Raw genomic sequence first — 15,397 nt, forward strand, 5'->3', positions numbered from 1 at the left:
TTCCATTTTTAGAGTTTACTACGCAGGCTGTAGTTCACCTCCTGCCCAAATCTCCTTAAAGGCATAACTCGAAAGCTGCTCTTCATCCAAGCCAGCCTCGGGTTGTGTTGTTGGCTTCTCATGTGCTGGCTCCTCTGGGTAGTGATGCCCACGTGTTTGAGGAAAAAGAGGACAGATAAATAGGTTGTGTTATATAAACAGTTTATCTGTCCCTTTTCAATGAATACGGGGGCTGTATCCCCTTGCCCTGTAATAAACTCATAACTGAATAAAATATTATCATTTGGCTAGTGGCATAAGTCCGGTCTTTAGGGGCTATCTTCATTGTCCCTTCATATTAGTTCTGAAACTTTCGATGCCTTTTTTAGGCAGCCATCTTTGTTTGTTCTTTGTGGTTATGCCACTCCCACGCCCGATTAAAGGCACTGATTTTCTTTGCTTTACGGCGTTTATTAATATCCTGCATTTGAATTAATGAGTCCTCAGTTATCTGGTAATACCCTGCGAGGTTTTTGCCTACGCGCTTATGTTTCAGCCCGAATCTCTTTAAAAATTGTCCTAATGTACGTGTGTCTAACTTTCGATTAACAGCCTTGAAATTGCCTAGCCCCGCGGCGTGTGCCTCCTGATAATTGGCTTGCAAATAGTCGATAGCGGCTTTTATTCGTTTCGCATCATAACGCTGTAGTGATATTCCCGTGTTTTCTGGGGAAGGGGACAGAGAAACATTGTTGTTTGTTTGAGATAGTTTATCTGTCCCCTTTTTCAATGAATACGTGGGGTGTAGGCCCTTGCTCTGTAATAAACTAACAACTGAACCTTACGGCACAATTAAGTCTGTACGACAAAGCCACCAAGAACACCTGTTGGGATGTAAAGCGAGAGTGAGCGGCATACCCAAGAGGGGAGGTAATAATGTCTCATTCTTTTTTTTTGCGATAGAACTAAAACTTGGTCATCACAGCCCTTTATTTAGTAAATGAACAGCGATGACAGAACGTCCCCATGTTTCATGAACTTAGGGGGATGACGAGCCAAGAACAAATCTCTAAAGGACTTATTAGAAGTCTTAACTACAGCCGCTGAAAATCATGGAAACGGAGCTTAGCGAAGTGGTGATTTTTAGCCCCTGATAGGCGACAGGGCAGTTCGCTGATTCGACGTGTGCTAGCAGCACGCGAGAGGAGCAAGAATTGCATTCCGAATAGCCGTCCAGCCAGTGAGGTAGTAATGACGAAGCGGCTTTTGTGCGTAGTCGTTGCGGACGCAGGGCGTTCAGGGCATCTCCCATCCGCTGCGTAGGTGAACGAATTATGGCGACAGGAGTCCCGGAATTTCGTGAGGTAGCATGGCGCGCCTGTAAACTTGCTATGTCTTGCTTGTATGAGTTAAAGTTATTGGTAATAAAATCTGATATTTCCTCTTTCAGGTTTAGAAACAAGCCCCCTAACTTTTAAAGTTTAGGGCTTAAAGGCAAAAAAAAACCCAAGCATTTTTAAGTGCTTAGGTTTTTTTGCCTTTATTAAAGGTTGTGTATGAGTGATTGGAGTCACTCACCACAGCTTGAAAGTAAGAGACACACTCTTGCAATCAAACGAATACTAATTATATCTTAATTAGTCTCTCATTTATTAAGCATTTCAAGTTTTCTCTCTCTTCTTTACAAGCTCAGCCCCTATTTTGGACTCAAGATGTTTTGGGATAGGTCAGGACAGCGTTGCCGATCAAGGGCTTTGCTAAGGTAACCCATAAGGCATTTTTTGTATAAAGTAGAAGTCGCAAGCTTATAGCCGTTTTGATTGCGATATTTGAATTTTATAGTGCAAAAGGTGGCGCGTTTGGAGCAGGGGCGGATATTTTATATATCTGGTAACGCGCAGAGCGTAACGGTTGTGAAAGGGATTTGAAAGCTCGAGTAACACGATTCCAAGATACACAGAAACTCAAGCTGATATTCTCTGTTTTTTTAAGCAGTTTTTCGGAGGGGGAGCTGTGAAAGGGATTTTGCCCGCCTGCCCTAGGGGTCTCATGGCTGTACTATCTATCTCTTTATTCTTTAAAAAAAACAATCGCTGAAAATCAGGGAAACGTAGCCTAAGCGAAGTGATGATTTTTAGTCCGCGATAGCCGTAGGGTCGTTGTTTTGTCGGAGTCTGAGCGTTAGCGAAGGTGGAGACAAAATAAAAGGCCATCCGACACGGCGTCAAGTCATTTGGAGCCTATGTTCCGACCCCTTGTTGGGTCGGGACGAGGTGACGAGGACGAATCGGGGCCGCCGGAGGCATAAGTGGTCGCGTTAAGTTTTTGCTGCTTGCTTGGGCTGGGATGCCCAAAACAAGCTTTCGCAAAAATAGCGACTCCCCGATGATTATTTTTGATGCGCGGAGCGCGGTTTAAGAGAAACCATATTGCTGTGATTGATAGTGATTGTGGAGAATGTGTTGGCTAGTGTTGGTAAGGTGTGGGTAACATCTTTTCGTTATCCATGCTTTATCAATACGTCCCGTAGGGAGCCAATATATTCTCCACACGAACGGTACACCTAAGAATTTGTGGAATGCGGGCTGCGAGCATTACAGGAGCTAATTTTACTTGTACGCGCACGTGAAAAACAAAAAATAGGAAGATTAGCTATGAACACTAACTATAAAGATAAAAAGACTATATCTGGGAATGACCAAGAAGCCTTCGATGAATTCTTAGCAGGTAAAGAAAGATGGAATGCTTATGTTGAAAAACATGGCGATGATACGGAAGTGGACTTTTCAGGTGTCGATTTTCCAGAGCACCGGAAAGATGTTGACGAAATGTACAGGCAAGAAGGAAAGCCTTTTGACTTCTCAGGTTATAAGTTTCCAAAAAAAGGAAATGTGGATTTCTCGGATGCGAACTTTGGCAAAGGAGACGTGAATTTCTGGGATGCAAAGTTTGGAAAAGGCGACGTGAATTTCAACAGAGCAATATTTGGCGAAAAGGAGGAGTGTTCTGATCAGAGTAGTGTGAATTTTACTGGTGCCACTTTTGGCGAGGGTAACATATCTTTTTTGGGTAGTGGGTTAAATCTGTGTTTTTGCATGAATATCCCTGCCAAATTCCACCTTATTTATTAACAGACCAATCACAATATCATGCATTTTCTCTAACTTAGAGAAGCAGATTGTTCGACGAGTTAATCGTTTTATCCATGCTCTAAAATTCAAGTTTTTACGTTCAATTTTTTGGGTGTTTTTCTTACCTATTTCATGTTTCTCAGCATCGAGATGACGTTCATAAGCGCCCCAGTCATCGGTGTAATAACGACTGATATTTAAAGGCAAAAGTAACGCTTTTAATTCTTTGAAAACAATGTCCTTACGCTTGCCAAAAACATAAGCGAGTACCGTGTTGGTTTTATGATCAACAGCATGCCATAGCCAGCGTTGATTGCTTTTATTTCCTACAAAAGACCACTGTTCATCCATTTCGGCTTCATCACAGCAGACCTGTTCTAGTCTGACTTCCAATGGTTTCCCTTGATCAAAGGTCTGAAAAAGAGGGTTCACTTGAACAAGACTGTTTTCTTTGTTTTTTAAAGTACGAGTCACCGTATTTTTATTGATTTTAAGAACCCTAGCCGTGTCTCGAGTGCCACTACTATTGATAGCCATTTCGACAACGTGTTCTTTGGTTCCAAATTCACATGCTTTATAACAATATTCCAACATGAAGGTGTTGGTTGAGCAAGCTGTGGTCTGGCAACGATATCGCTGCACACCACGATCGCTACTACCTGATTTCATCAGGTTGGAATTAGTACAGTTAGGGCAGGTGATTTCTTGATAATATTTCATGAGGGAATTATGCAATAAATCACTTTCTTATTCTATTGCTCTCATGCTAAACACAGGTTTAACCCACTACCCTTTTTTGAACACACAGTTAGGACAGAATGCTACTGTTTTTTTCGATCGTGCTACATTCGGTAAGGGGGGGGTGTCATTCAGATATTCTGAGGTAGTCAATGGAGATATCTCTTTTAGTGAAGTAGTTTTTGGCGAGGGTGAGGTGAGTTTCAGTAATGCTAAATTCGGTAATGGCCAAGTGAATTTCAGTGATGCTAAATTCGGTAATGGCAGAGTGGATTTCACCAGTGCTGAACTTGGTAATAGGAAAGTTACTTTTGATAAAGCAGAATTCGGTGATCGAGGCGTATGTTTCTGTGACGTTGATTTTTGTAAAACCAATACAAATACGATTAATGGAGTGGTGACTTTCAAGGAGGTCACGTTTGGAAAGGGTGCGGTGGACTTCGAGCACGCTAAGTTTGGAAAGGGTACAGTGAATTTTTATAAATCTAGCTTCGGAGATGGAGACGTGAATTTCAAAGATGCTAAGTTTGGCGAAGGAAACGTGTTTTTTGATTCCTGTGAATTTAAAGGAAATATCAGTTTTAGAGAATTACAAGATGTAAAGAAATTGTCTAGTTTCTCTTTACGGAACAGTATTTTTAATAAATCTTTGGATATGCCAGACAATATATTTAACTGCATACCAGATTTAACCAATACAAAGTTAACCAATCAAGTATCTCTAGATAGGATGGAAATATCGGATAATTATCCTCCGAAGGGTAATTTCGATAAAAGTGATGGAGGACGTTTATGTCGCCTAAAAGAACTTGCAGAGGCTAATAAAAACCACCAACAGGCACTGGATTTTCATGTTATAGAAATGCGAGCCAAACGCTATAATACTAAACTTATTAAGGGTAAAACACCTCATATGTTGCTGGACATACTTTTTGATATAGCATGTCTCTATGGCCAGAGTATTATACGCCCCGTGCTCTCGCTTATTGTACTAACTATTGTCTGTGCGTGTATTTATGCTTATGAGTCTAGCTTAGATTATTTTCCTTTCTGTTACGGGCTCTTGTATTCTTTATCTCAGGTATTTTCATTCGTCCCTGCCGGACGTAGCATCACAATTGGTATTCTTGATAAGTTATTTCCATGCGAAACAATAATACCGGACGTGGTCTATTTCTTTAGCCTACTTCAGGGCGTGCTATCGTCTGTACTTTTGTTTTTAATACTCGATGTTCAAGTTTTCAGCTATAACTGGGCTAAGAAAAGTAAATTTTTCCGGCTTTGTTTTATAAGTGATTGATTTACAATGATGTTGATGCTTTCTTTGTCAGTAAAATTGTCAATAAAATCAATCAGTTAAAAAACTTGAACATCGAGTAATAGGCTTAGGATTTCGTAATAGATTTCGACTCTGAAATTCACTCTCCCACTTTAAAACCTGTTAACTCTATGGAAGTGGACAGTTGCTCCGATGGATACTATTTCATCAAGAAGTGGCGGCAAGTATTTTGTGTTGCGTCCTAGCCGTGATCTTACATTGAGCAGTTCTATTGGGTTCTGTCACAAAAAATGATAGAAAAAATGACTAGCACGGAAAATCCTGAATCTTTTTTTATTTTTTTTTCTCTTTAAACATTCAGGGTTACCTATAGGGGGGGCGGGGGTCGAATCAAAAAAAACGATATTGATTTTCAGGAAATCCAAAAACAAAAATATTGATTTGCACAAAAGAAAATAGCCAGCAAATCAACAGATTATTAATGACTGATTGCTCCAATAGTTATGTTAAAAAAACAAGTGTATTTTTAACACCCTACTTAGCACCAATAATCACCTTCATTTTGCCCTGATTCTACGCAAATAGCGTTAAAAAAGGCTGTTAAAAAACATATCATGTGTTATCGTTAATAAAACCCATGTTAAAGAAGTAAACAAATGAAAATAGGTGGTTCTGTCGCATAAATCCCCCTTCCCGACGTTATCTGCTATCATAATTCTCAATTTCAATAAAAGGTGGATCCCATGCTCAGCTTCAAAGGCACTCACTTTCCAAAAGATGTCATTCTTTATGCTGTTTTCTTTTATGTCAGGTATGGCGTTTCGTATCGCGACCTTGAAGAAATTATGGAAGAAAGAGGTGTTGAAGTGGATCATGCTACGCTCAACCGTTGGGTTATCCGTTATTCTCCTGACATTGCTGTAAACGCTAAATCTCAGAAACGAGAAACCAATAATCGGGGAGTCGCTATTTTTGCGAAAGCTTGTTTTGGGCATCCCAGCCCAAGCAAGCAGCAAAAACTTAACGCGACCACTTATGCCTCCGGCGGCCCCGATTCGTCCTCGTCACCTCGTCCCGACCCAACAAGGGGTCGGAACATAGGCTCCAAATGACTTGACGCCGTGTCGGATGGCCTTTTATTTTGTCTCCACCTTCGCTAACGCTCAGACTCCGACAAAACAACGGCCCTACGGCTATCGCGGACTAAAAATCTTCACTTCGCTAAAGCTCCGTTTCCAGGATTTTCAGCGATCGTGGCGCATGGATGAAACGTATATCAAAGTGAAGGGGCAGTGGACCTATTTATACCGTGCTGTTGATAGTCACGGTGATACGCTTGATTTCATGCTTTCTGAGCGCCGTGATGAAGAGGCTGCAACCGCTTTTTTCAAACAAACGATTAACAATAATGGCTTTCCTGATAAGGTCGTTATGGATAAAAGTGGCGCTAACTATGCAGGATTAGCCAATATTAACCTCTTGTTAATCCTCGCTGGGTTTGCCACTATGATCGACATATTACAGGTTAAATATTTGAATAACATCATCGAACAGGATCATCGATTTATCAAAAAAATAACAAAACCGATGATAGGCTTTAAAGCGTTTCACTCCGCTCAAGCAACCATTGATGGAATTGAAACAGCACATATGATCCAAAAGGGACAATTGTCTGAGGAGAATATTCCTGCTTATAAGCAGTTTATCGCTTTAGCAGGATAGTTATGCCTGAAGACTAGGCTTCCTGCATTTCCAACAATACTTGCGACAGAACCCCACTGAGTAATAAATTAAGATAACCTTAATTTAGGGGAGATATTTCATTCGCTGAAAATCAGGGAAACGGAGCCTAAGCGAAGTGATGATTTTTAGTCCGCGATAGCCGTAGGGCCGTTATTTTGTCGGAGTCTGAGCGTTAGCGAAGGTGGAGACAAAATAAAAGGCCATCCGACACGGCGTCAAGTCATTTGGAGCCTATGTTCCGACCCCTTGTTGGGTCGGGACGAGGTGACGAGGACGAATCGGGGCCGCCGGAGGCATAAGTGGTCGCGTTAAGTTTTTGCTGCTTGCTTGGGCTGGGATGCCCAAAACAAGCTTTCGCAAAAATAGCGACTCCCCGAATTCAAGCTTGGCTGCTTCAGGAAGTTATTTCGTGCACATTCCTTAGTGACTTATGTAAGGAAATCGGGATTACCAGACAAACACTTTATCGTTATGTTGCTCCTGATGGATCGTTGCGAGAAAGTGGAAAAAAGTTACTGAAAAAAGCTTAACGGGGTTTATGTTCCGAATTCTGCGTCGACCCCTACTCATGCTTTTTCTCCTAGTTTTTGTTGTGGCGACAACATGACTAGAATGCATGAGTAGACTTTACTTGTCTCTCCAGGCGGAGCCTTTCGACCAACTCCACGTCCTAAGGACGTGGTTTAATTTTTAATTAATAACACAGCAATGAATACCATTACTGAAGTTCTGAAAGGGATAGTAAACAGAGTCACCTATCATAACCCAACGACGGGCTGGTCTGTTTTACGCTTGCAGCCCTTTCAGTCACCCCAGCAGCAAGAAACAGTGACTGTTCATCAGACCAAAGTCTTTGCCGGTGCAACCATGGAATTTCGGGGTGCCTGGACGATTGATCATAAATATGGCCGTCAGTTCAAGGCCACCGAAGCCATCGAGAAAAAACCCGCTACTACGGCTGCGATTGAAAAATATTTAGGCTCTGGTCTTATTAAAGGCATAGGCCCTCAGACAGCAAAGAAAATCGTTAAATACTTTCAGAAAGAGACGCTGGATATTTTCGAGAACGATATAAAGCGATTAACTGAAGTCCCTGGTATTGCCACAAAGAAACTCAAGACTATTGAAGATGCCTGGACTGAGCATCGTGCTATTCGCGAAGTCATGATGTTTCTTCAGGGCCATGGAATCAGTACCCTGTTTGCTGTGCGCATCTATAAACAATATGGCGATAAAGCAATAGCGATGGTGACAGAGGATCCCTATCGTTTAGCCAATGATTTTTACGGGATTGGCTTTTTCTCTGCGGATAAAGTGGCACTGAGTATTGGCCTTTCTAAAGATAGTCAACAGCGAATGGTGGCGGCAATTAAACATGTTTTAGCGGCCAGCCGTGAACAAGGGCATTGTTATCTGACTGAGCAACAGATTAACCAGGGTATCGTCGATCTGATTGAAATGAATTTAGGTGAACGTCTAGATGATTATCTTGGCTTAATGCAACAAGAGGGGCAGCTTTGTACCCGACAGCTTAATAAAGAAGGTGTTGAAACGACGGGTTATTACTCAAAAACACTTTATTATGATGAGACAACAGTCGCAACGATTCTACGGGGAATGAAAGGGTCTATTTCGAGTGATCCAGAAAGAATAGCAAACTGGATCAGTCACTATTGTCAGATTAAATCTATTGCTTTAAGCGATGAACAGGCCGATGCAGTTAAAGGCGTTGTGCAGCATCGCTTCTCGGTACTGACCGGAGGACCTGGCTGCGGTAAAACCACGACGACATTGGTAATTGTCCGTCTACTAGAAGCCATGAAAAAATCAGTTTTACTAGCGGCTCCTACCGGGCGAGCATCACAGCGAATGAGCGAGGTTATTGGCCGAGAGGCGAAAACCATTCATCGACTACTGGAGTGGAAAGGCGGCGAGTTCCAAATAAATGAAGAATCCAGGCTGAAGACTGATTTTTTGATTATTGATGAATGCTCAATGCTGGATATCAGTTTAACCGCTTCTTTATTGAAAGCGGTACCCGATAACTGTCAGGTGCTGTTTATTGGTGATCCCGACCAATTACCTTCAGTGGGTGCAGGCAATGTGCTTAAGGATATTATTTCCTCTGAGCTTATCCCTTGCTTTCGGCTAACCCAGGTATTTCGTCAGGCTAAAGAATCTTTGATTATCCAGTATGCACATCAGATTAATAAAGGTGAAACACCTTATATTTCCTCCCCTTTTAAGACTCCTGACATCTGGAAAAATGGAGCAGATTGTCTGTTTATTGATTCAGATGAAGCGACTCAGGAACAGCTTGGATTTATTACTCGCGTGAAACGTCATTTTGACTGGCATACAAAAGAATTAGAGAACCTTGGTGCAGATAAAGTCAATCCCTCCCCTTTTGAATTCAGAATCGAGGAGGCCATTACTTCAGCTTATGAAGTTAGTTTTGTTGTCCCTGATAAATTCAAGCATGTGGATCTTGAGCAATTAACTCAAACTGATGCGCAGGTTGATGCCTTAAAGTCCGTGGTAAAGAAAATACACCCCTGGTCTTCATTGCATTACGGTCTGTCTGCTGTTGATAGCGTGGTTAAACTCTATCTTGAGTGGATTCCTAAATATCATGGGGCAGGCACGGAAATACAGATTTTAACGCCGATGACACGGGGTAGTCTGGGTTCTGCTAATCTCAATAAGGTGATCCAGGAAAAATCTAACCCACCCCATCAAAGTAAGTGCCAGTTGAAAGTAGGTGAACGAATATTTCGAGAAGGTGATCGCGTAATTCACCGGCGTAATAACTACGATCTTAATGTGTTTAATGGGGATATAGGGAAAATTATAACCATCAACAATGAGGAACTAACGGCTATGGTGTCTTTTTATCCTGATAACCGGGAAGTGCATTATAAGAAAGAAGATATTATGGAGCTAAATCTGGCTTATGCGATTACAATTCACAAGTCTCAGGGCAGTGAATTTAAGGCGGTGATTATTCCTATCCTCACCCAGCATTTTAAGATGCTGTATCGTAACCTGATTTACACGGGATTAACCAGAGCAAAAGATTTAGCTGTGTTTGTAGGGACTAGAAGAGCATTATCTATGGCCATAATGCAACAAGATGTGAGTCAGAGGCAGACAGCTTTAGAAAATTTGATTAAAGCTTAGGAGCGAGGATTTAATGGTAATGGGTCGAATTTGTAGGGTTCCTGTATAATTTGATTTTATGACCTGTTATCAAGAAGGGTTCTGTCGCAATAATTATCAAAAGCGCAGACCTCCTGGTCTTCAGGCATAACTATCCTGCTAAAGCCATAAACTGCTTATAAGCAGGAATATTTTCCTCAGACAATTGTCCCTTTCGGATCATATGTGCTGTTTCAATTCCATCAATGGTTGCTTGAGCGGAGTGAAACGCTTTAAAGCCCATCATCGGTTTTGTTATTTTTTTGATAAATCGATGATCCTGTTCGATGATGTTATTCAAATATTTAACCTGTAATATGTCGATCATAGTGGCAAACCCAGCGAGGATTAACAAGAGGTTAATATTGGCTAATCCTGCATAGTTAGCGCCACTTTTATCCATAACGACCTTATCAGGAAAGCCATTATTGTTAATCGTTTGTTTGAAAAAAGCGGTTGCAGCCTCTTCATCACGGCGTTCAGAAAGCATGAAATCAAGCGTATCACCGTGACTATCAACAGCACGGTATAAATAGGTCCACTGACCCTTCACTTTGATATACGTTTCATCCATGCGCCACGATTTATTGGTTTCTCGTTTCTGAGATTTAGCGTTTACAGCAATGTCAGGAGAATAACGGATAACCCAACGGTTGAGCGTAGCATGATCCACTTCAACACCTCTTTCTTCCATAATTTCTTCAAGGTCGCGATACGAAACGCCATACCTGACATAAAAGAAAACAGCATAAAGAATGACATCTTTTTGAAAGTGAGTGCCTTTGAAGCTGAGCATGTGATCCACCTTTTATTGAAATTTAGAATTATGATAGCAGATAGCGTTGGGAAGGGGGATTTATGCGACAGAACCATAATGCATGTGTGCCTGGAGTCCAAGAAAAAGTCGTCGAAATGGCTATTAATAGCAGTGGTATTAGAGACACCGCACGGGTTCTGAAAATCAATAAAAAATACAGTCATCAGCATCCTGAAAGCAAAGAAGATAGCCTTGTACAGGTAAATCCTGTTTTTCTATCTCAAAAATCAGAAACACCTTTAGACGTCCGGCTGGAGCTTGTTTGCGAAGAAGTTGAGATTGATGAACATGGTCATTGTAGGTAAAAAGTCGAATCAGCGATGGTTTATGGCATGCTGTTGATCATGCGACTAATACAGTCATTGCTTATGTATTTGGCAAGCGTAAAGATGATGTTTTCAAAGAGCTAAAGCCTTACTGACTCCTTTGAAATAAGCAGATATTATACAGATGACTGGGGGGCTTATGAGCGAAACTTAGATGTAAATGAACATGAAATAGGCAAACAAAACACTCAAAAAATTGAACGAAAAAACCTAAATTTTAGAACATGGATTAAACGCTTAACGCGTCGAACAATCTGTTTTTCCAAAATAGAACAAATGCATGATATTGTCATTGGACTATTCAATTCAAATAAAGGTCGAATTTGGACCGAGAATAATTCAGCCCTAAATAAAACAGATTTTAAAAAACACCACTACCGAATTCGGGTGGGTTCGTTCGCAAAAAACCAAAAAAAAAGCTCTATTACCGACGTATAAGATCTTAATTTCACCCAAAGTAGGTTTGAAATGCTCAACTAAAAATGGTATGGCTTAATTTTATAAGTTATTTTTAGTTTTCCTGAACACCAGATCATACCTGGTTTATACATGTATCAATTATCCCGATGTACTGTTTGATCATTTTTCTCCTGCATAATGCTGTTTTCATGAGAGGCATAAAAAACAGGTTTATAGCCGGGTCTACACAAATACTTTATCGTTTGCGACAGAACCAGTCTCTTTGTCTTTGTTACAGCCTTCTCCATGGAATTTACCTGATAATAATGGAGCTATCGACTTATGTTGGTCCTGGTCTCTTCTCTTACATTCTATTCCGTAAACTTTCAGATATAAATCTCAAGTATTGTGGTTTCAGCTTGTCATTCTATAGAGCTTTTCATTCGTTTCCCCCTCAGGAAACTTTCCAGATAGAACTCAAGTTGTGAGTTCATGTTGTCTTATTGATCTTAACATTTAAAGAGTTTCGTCTATGGTAACAGAGGGATAACAAAAAATATTTCCCATTTTGTTACTATGTTAGTTAACAATTGGAATACCACCCGCGCTTAAAGGGACTGTTGTAGTGTTTCTCAGGTATAGGTACACAAAGTAACATCTTCTTTTCAACATTCTTGGAAAATAATAAAAAAAACGAGGTATATAAAGATATATAAAATTATATAAAAAAAGAGGTGTGATAAACATATATATAAAGATCTGTGTGAATTTGGGAATATTTTTTACCTGTTACCAAAACCCGACAATCATAGGGCACGTAGTGACAGGGCTTCCCATGGTAACAAAAATTTACAGGAAAGTGTTACCAAGATCTCATCTCCAGGCGAGAGGTAACTTTATGAGCCTCTCATTAAGTTGAGTTTTAGATCATGCACCATTATATTGTGCTAGTCGTCTTCCGGTGTATCGAAGATTCTCGGCCAATCCTGACCTTTTTAAGCAGTTCCTCAAGGAGAACCAATCGATGCCACCCTCTACTCTGCTTGATACAGCCTTGAGATTCAAATCAATGATTGATAGTTGATTGCTAGATTTCTCACCCACGACACCACGTTTAGCCTAAAATATTATTTTAAAGCTTCAACGAGACTTGTCATACCCGATTCTATAATTATCCTTCCCCCATTCATTTAAAGCTGCTTGAGGAACTGACCAGTGTGTATGTTTTCCGACCAGGGGTGGGTTGCTTCATTGCAATCAGCCATAAGAAGATAGCTCTGCACACACCTCCATAAGGAATTGCGGAAACCAATTAGGCGAATGCAAATCGTGATTTGTCTGGCTTTATCTGTCTCCGGGAAGTCCGTGATGAGTAAAACCCATTTATCTCGTAGAGTTAAGAAATAGTCCAATAGCATAGAAGAAAACCTCATGATCCCTCTACATTGATTCATCATCACCAATATTCCATACCAAATCATGCAGGGAGTCGCTATTTTTTGGCGGAAAGCTTGTTCTTGGGCATCGCGCCCGCAAAGCAGCAAAAACTTAACGCGAGACCTTATGCCTCCGCGGCCCCGATTCGTCCTCGTCACCTCGTCCCGACCACAACAAGCGGTAACGGAACATAGAGCTTCCAAATGACTTGACGCCGTGTCGATATATCGGATGCATTGTATTGTGTCTCCACCAGTCGCTTAACGCTCAGGACTCCGACAAAACCAAACGCCTACGGCCAATAATCGCGGATCTACAAAATCTTCACTTCGCTAAAGCTAACCTGTTTCCAGAGATTTCAGCGGTGAGTAAGACTCAAGGGTCTGAATACTACGTTTTTTCTCACACAAACTTCATTTGAACTCAAGACCGAAAACCTTTACTTTTGACTGGAGCTGGATGAATGACCCAATCATCATATTGCTGATAGTATAGCTTAGATAAGACAATTTGCTTATATTAATGCCATCAGCACCTTCCCCTCTCATCATTACGAAGGTATCCTGTCACACAATGATTTAAGTTTTGATTGGGTTTTATTCCCCATGATAAACGCCTACATTGCCACACCGCAAGAAAAGCCAGTTTCATTAATTGATTGTTGAATTGTACGGTAAGATTATCGGGACAATCTTCAATAATCATTCCAACTATTGAACAACAAGTATTTGCCAAAATAAGCCACCAGAGATGACTTTTGCCTGAACACTACACCCCTCTATAGGACAGATAGCAAAGGCCTTACCGGCGGGAATAGGTGGTTTCTGAAAACCTTTTGAAATCCAGTCCTATAACGATAAGCTGTTTAAACTTCGTCATTGCCACCACAAAACAACATCGTTTGATGTAATGCAGAAAAGCGGTTGTTATATCGATAAATCTGTAAGCCTTTCGTTGCGATATCCGAATACCGCCCATAATTTAAGATTGTCATATATCTCTATCAGAACCCCCAAAAATTGTAGTGGATAAAAATCAAATACTGTGAGTACTCTTTTCTATCAGGGCGGTTGCGCCCTATAGCAGCCTGCTAAAACCTTCGTAAAGTTTTTGTCATTGAGGTAACAGTAAAGCACAGTCTGGTTTGAAAAGAAGTTGTGGAAATCTGCGCAAACGTCTAGAAAACTATACGTAGCAATTTATCATCAGGCCTTAGGCCAACTCTAGTCTTCCCACCCAGCGAACGACTGCATTATCCTGGTTCATTTCGTCAACTAAACTTCTTAATTCCTTCATCATCACAAGCCCTTTACTATCTTGATAGCTTAGCACTCTTAGGCAGTCCGCCCAACTGCTAGCAGGCTATGCTTCTTTCATCGGATTATAGGCTCCAGCTAATATATACCATACAAGAACCAATCTGCCTTTTTGCGCCCTTTGCCATTCGACATTCTCGCGCTTCGCCATCCCGCAATTCAAATACGGTAAGCCAACACCCTTACCATTAGGTATCTCTATCCTTATTCGCACTCTTGATAGCCGCTTCCCCCTGCGCTCTTTTTTCGCCTCTTACTTGTGCTAAACGTCTAGCCCCTTTTCGTTCTTTCGACCATAAATTTAATCGACTCTCCTCTATCTTTCACTTTCCTATTGCGCTCCTCTTGCCATACCTTCTATGTTCTAAAAGCGAGCCACCTCGCTTATTGTTGGGTTTAAGACTCTAACCCTCTTCATAGCCTCTGCATACGATCTTTAGCTGGATAATTATTTCGTGTTTTCAAAGTCCTTCGACAGGTCTGGAATAATCTCTAGTCGTTAAATTATCAACATCTATCATTATGCCCCCTGTTGATTATCCTGCGCATATCACTTGAGAATAGCTAACTTCTTGTGATCGCGGTTGCTGGACCTACTCTATCTTTAGGTTCAAGCTTATCTTTAAATATTTAGGACCCATGCCCCGAAAATGTTTTTTATATCAGCATCATTTCTAAAATTTGGAAACGTGATACCTATTTCCAACCCCACCGCTATATGAGATCTAACAAAATCGCACAACAAGGAGATGGAACGCCTTTTTTTGAGTTTATCGGCATCTTTTTCGGGTAGCGTAATCATCATATATGACCACAAAGGCGTTAGACAGCTATCAGGTATAAAGTTCTCTTCGCTAATTTGAACCTCTAAACCTTCACCAACGGTGAAAACACTCAAAAGTGACTCTTATGTTGGGCCACCATCTTGCATCACCCACTAGCCACAGCCTTTCTATATTGCGTTACAAACTTTGCAAGCATCAGTAGTTTTTTGCAATGCCTCCAAACAGTGCAGGGGGTTATCTGTACCCTAC

15 protein-coding genes and 3 pseudogenes are annotated in these 15,397 nt (G+C 41.0%); 10 read left to right on the forward strand and 8 right to left on the reverse strand.

Features of this window, described 5'->3' with window-relative positions; genetic code table 11:
* Nucleotides 1–364: 364 nt before the first annotated feature.
* Nucleotides 365–769, reverse strand: coding sequence for a hypothetical protein (locus K6984_RS21290; RefSeq protein WP_221897320.1), 405 nt, complete (start codon nt 767–769; stop codon nt 365–367).
* Nucleotides 770–1,069: 300 nt separating this feature from the next.
* Nucleotides 1,070–1,291, reverse strand: coding sequence for a hypothetical protein (locus K6984_RS21295; protein WP_221897321.1), 222 nt, complete (start codon nt 1,289–1,291; stop codon nt 1,070–1,072).
* Between K6984_RS21295 and K6984_RS21300 the strand changes: the two genes are divergently transcribed.
* Entirely contained in the window at nt 1,248–1,457 is a 210-nt protein-coding gene (locus K6984_RS21300) for a hypothetical protein (protein ID WP_221897322.1), read from the forward strand. The two genes, K6984_RS21295 and K6984_RS21300, sit on opposite strands and share 44 nt — an antisense overlap.
* A gap of 486 nt (nt 1,458–1,943) precedes the next feature.
* Here the strand turns inward: K6984_RS21300 and K6984_RS21305 are convergent, their stop codons facing one another.
* Both K6984_RS21305 and K6984_RS34485 read right to left on the reverse strand, forming a co-directional pair.
* A complete protein-coding gene (locus K6984_RS21305; protein WP_221897323.1) occupies nt 1,944–2,192 on the reverse strand; it encodes a hypothetical protein in 249 nt (82 codons plus the stop codon).
* Nucleotides 2,193–2,219: 27 nt separating this feature from the next.
* A complete protein-coding gene (locus tag K6984_RS34485; protein WP_263458596.1) occupies nt 2,220–2,348 on the reverse strand; it encodes a hypothetical protein in 129 nt (42 codons plus the stop codon).
* Between the two features lie 204 nt (nt 2,349–2,552).
* Here K6984_RS34485 and K6984_RS21310 point away from each other — a divergent pair, with 204 nt between their 5' ends.
* Nucleotides 2,553–3,110: a hypothetical protein gene (locus tag K6984_RS21310; RefSeq protein WP_221897324.1), complete on the forward strand. Its 558-nt coding sequence runs from the start codon at nt 2,553–2,555 to the stop codon at nt 3,108–3,110.
* On the opposite strand, the gene K6984_RS21315 is transcribed toward K6984_RS21310, so the two are convergent.
* Nucleotides 3,057–3,830, reverse strand: a complete 774-nt coding sequence (locus K6984_RS21315; protein ID WP_221894694.1) for an IS1 family transposase — start codon at nt 3,828–3,830, stop codon at nt 3,057–3,059. The two genes, K6984_RS21310 and K6984_RS21315, sit on opposite strands and share 54 nt — an antisense overlap.
* Before the next feature lie 43 nt (nt 3,831–3,873).
* Here K6984_RS21315 and K6984_RS21320 point away from each other — a divergent pair, with 43 nt between their 5' ends.
* The 4 genes and pseudogenes from K6984_RS21320 (at nt 3,874) to K6984_RS21330 (ending at nt 6,849) form a co-directional block, all read left to right on the forward strand.
* The gene (locus K6984_RS21320; RefSeq protein ID WP_221897325.1) at nt 3,874–5,148 is read left to right on the forward strand and encodes a hypothetical protein; all 1,275 of its coding nucleotides are present in this window, start codon (nt 3,874–3,876) and stop codon (nt 5,146–5,148) included.
* 722 nt (nt 5,149–5,870) lie between these two features.
* Nucleotides 5,871–6,077: pseudogene (locus K6984_RS21325) on the forward strand (IS6 family transposase); the annotation flags it as partial.
* Nucleotides 6,078–6,099: 22 nt separating this feature from the next.
* Nucleotides 6,100–6,228: a hypothetical protein gene (locus K6984_RS34490; RefSeq protein ID WP_263458596.1), complete on the forward strand. Its 129-nt coding sequence runs from the start codon at nt 6,100–6,102 to the stop codon at nt 6,226–6,228.
* Nucleotides 6,229–6,255: 27 nt separating this feature from the next.
* Nucleotides 6,256–6,849, forward strand: coding sequence for an IS6 family transposase (locus tag K6984_RS21330; protein ID WP_263458830.1), 594 nt, complete (start codon nt 6,256–6,258; stop codon nt 6,847–6,849).
* Nucleotides 6,850–7,101: 252 nt separating this feature from the next.
* Here K6984_RS21330 and K6984_RS34495 read toward each other — a convergent pair whose 3' ends face one another.
* A complete protein-coding gene (locus K6984_RS34495) occupies nt 7,102–7,230 on the reverse strand; it encodes a hypothetical protein (protein ID WP_263458596.1) in 129 nt (42 codons plus the stop codon).
* A gap of 53 nt (nt 7,231–7,283) precedes the next feature.
* Between K6984_RS34495 and K6984_RS31525 the strand changes: the two are divergent.
* Both K6984_RS31525 and recD2 read left to right on the forward strand, forming a co-directional pair.
* Nucleotides 7,284–7,400, forward strand: a pseudogene (locus tag K6984_RS31525) (recombinase family protein); the annotation flags it as partial.
* 178 nt (nt 7,401–7,578) lie between these two features.
* A complete protein-coding gene (recD2, locus tag K6984_RS21335; RefSeq protein WP_221897326.1) occupies nt 7,579–10,050 on the forward strand; it encodes an SF1B family DNA helicase RecD2 in 2,472 nt (823 codons plus the stop codon).
* Nucleotides 10,051–10,180: 130 nt separating this feature from the next.
* Here the strand turns inward: recD2 and K6984_RS21340 are convergent, their stop codons facing one another.
* Complete coding sequence (locus K6984_RS21340) at nt 10,181–10,864, reverse strand: IS6 family transposase (protein WP_221897327.1); 684 nt, start codon at nt 10,862–10,864, stop codon at nt 10,181–10,183.
* Between the two features lie 74 nt (nt 10,865–10,938).
* Between K6984_RS21340 and K6984_RS36475 the strand changes: the two are divergent.
* Both K6984_RS36475 and K6984_RS34500 read left to right on the forward strand, forming a co-directional pair.
* Nucleotides 10,939–11,511, forward strand: a pseudogene (locus tag K6984_RS36475) (IS1 family transposase); the annotation flags it as partial.
* A gap of 1,598 nt (nt 11,512–13,109) precedes the next feature.
* Entirely contained in the window at nt 13,110–13,241 is a 132-nt protein-coding gene (locus K6984_RS34500; protein WP_263458831.1) for a hypothetical protein, read from the forward strand.
* Nucleotides 13,242–14,985: 1,744 nt separating this feature from the next.
* Here the strand turns inward: K6984_RS34500 and K6984_RS21355 are convergent.
* Nucleotides 14,986–15,261, reverse strand: coding sequence for a hypothetical protein (locus K6984_RS21355; RefSeq protein ID WP_221897329.1), 276 nt, complete (start codon nt 15,259–15,261; stop codon nt 14,986–14,988).
* Nucleotides 15,262–15,397 lie beyond the last annotated feature (136 nt).

This window comes from Bathymodiolus japonicus methanotrophic gill symbiont, assembly GCF_019721995.1.
Taxonomy (GTDB): domain Bacteria; phylum Pseudomonadota; class Gammaproteobacteria; order Methylococcales; family Methylomonadaceae; genus Methyloprofundus.

Excerpts from the sequence above, each read along its gene's own strand:
- K6984_RS21320 (WP_221897325.1), top strand. The coding sequence starts at position 3,874 with ATGCTAAACACAGGTTTAACCCACTACCCTTTTTTGAACACACAGTTA.
- K6984_RS21305 (WP_221897323.1), bottom strand. The coding sequence starts at position 2,192 with ATGGCCTTTTATTTTGTCTCCACCTTCGCTAACGCTCAGACTCCGACA.
- K6984_RS21315 (WP_221894694.1), bottom strand. The coding sequence starts at position 3,830 with ATGAAATATTATCAAGAAATCACCTGCCCTAACTGTACTAATTCCAAC.
- K6984_RS21295 (WP_221897321.1), bottom strand. The coding sequence starts at position 1,291 with ATGGGAGATGCCCTGAACGCCCTGCGTCCGCAACGACTACGCACAAAA.
- recD2 (WP_221897326.1), top strand. The coding sequence starts at position 7,579 with ATGAATACCATTACTGAAGTTCTGAAAGGGATAGTAAACAGAGTCACC.
- K6984_RS21330 (WP_263458830.1), top strand. The coding sequence starts at position 6,256 with ATGGCCTTTTATTTTGTCTCCACCTTCGCTAACGCTCAGACTCCGACA.
- K6984_RS21340 (WP_221897327.1), bottom strand. The coding sequence starts at position 10,864 with ATGCTCAGCTTCAAAGGCACTCACTTTCAAAAAGATGTCATTCTTTAT.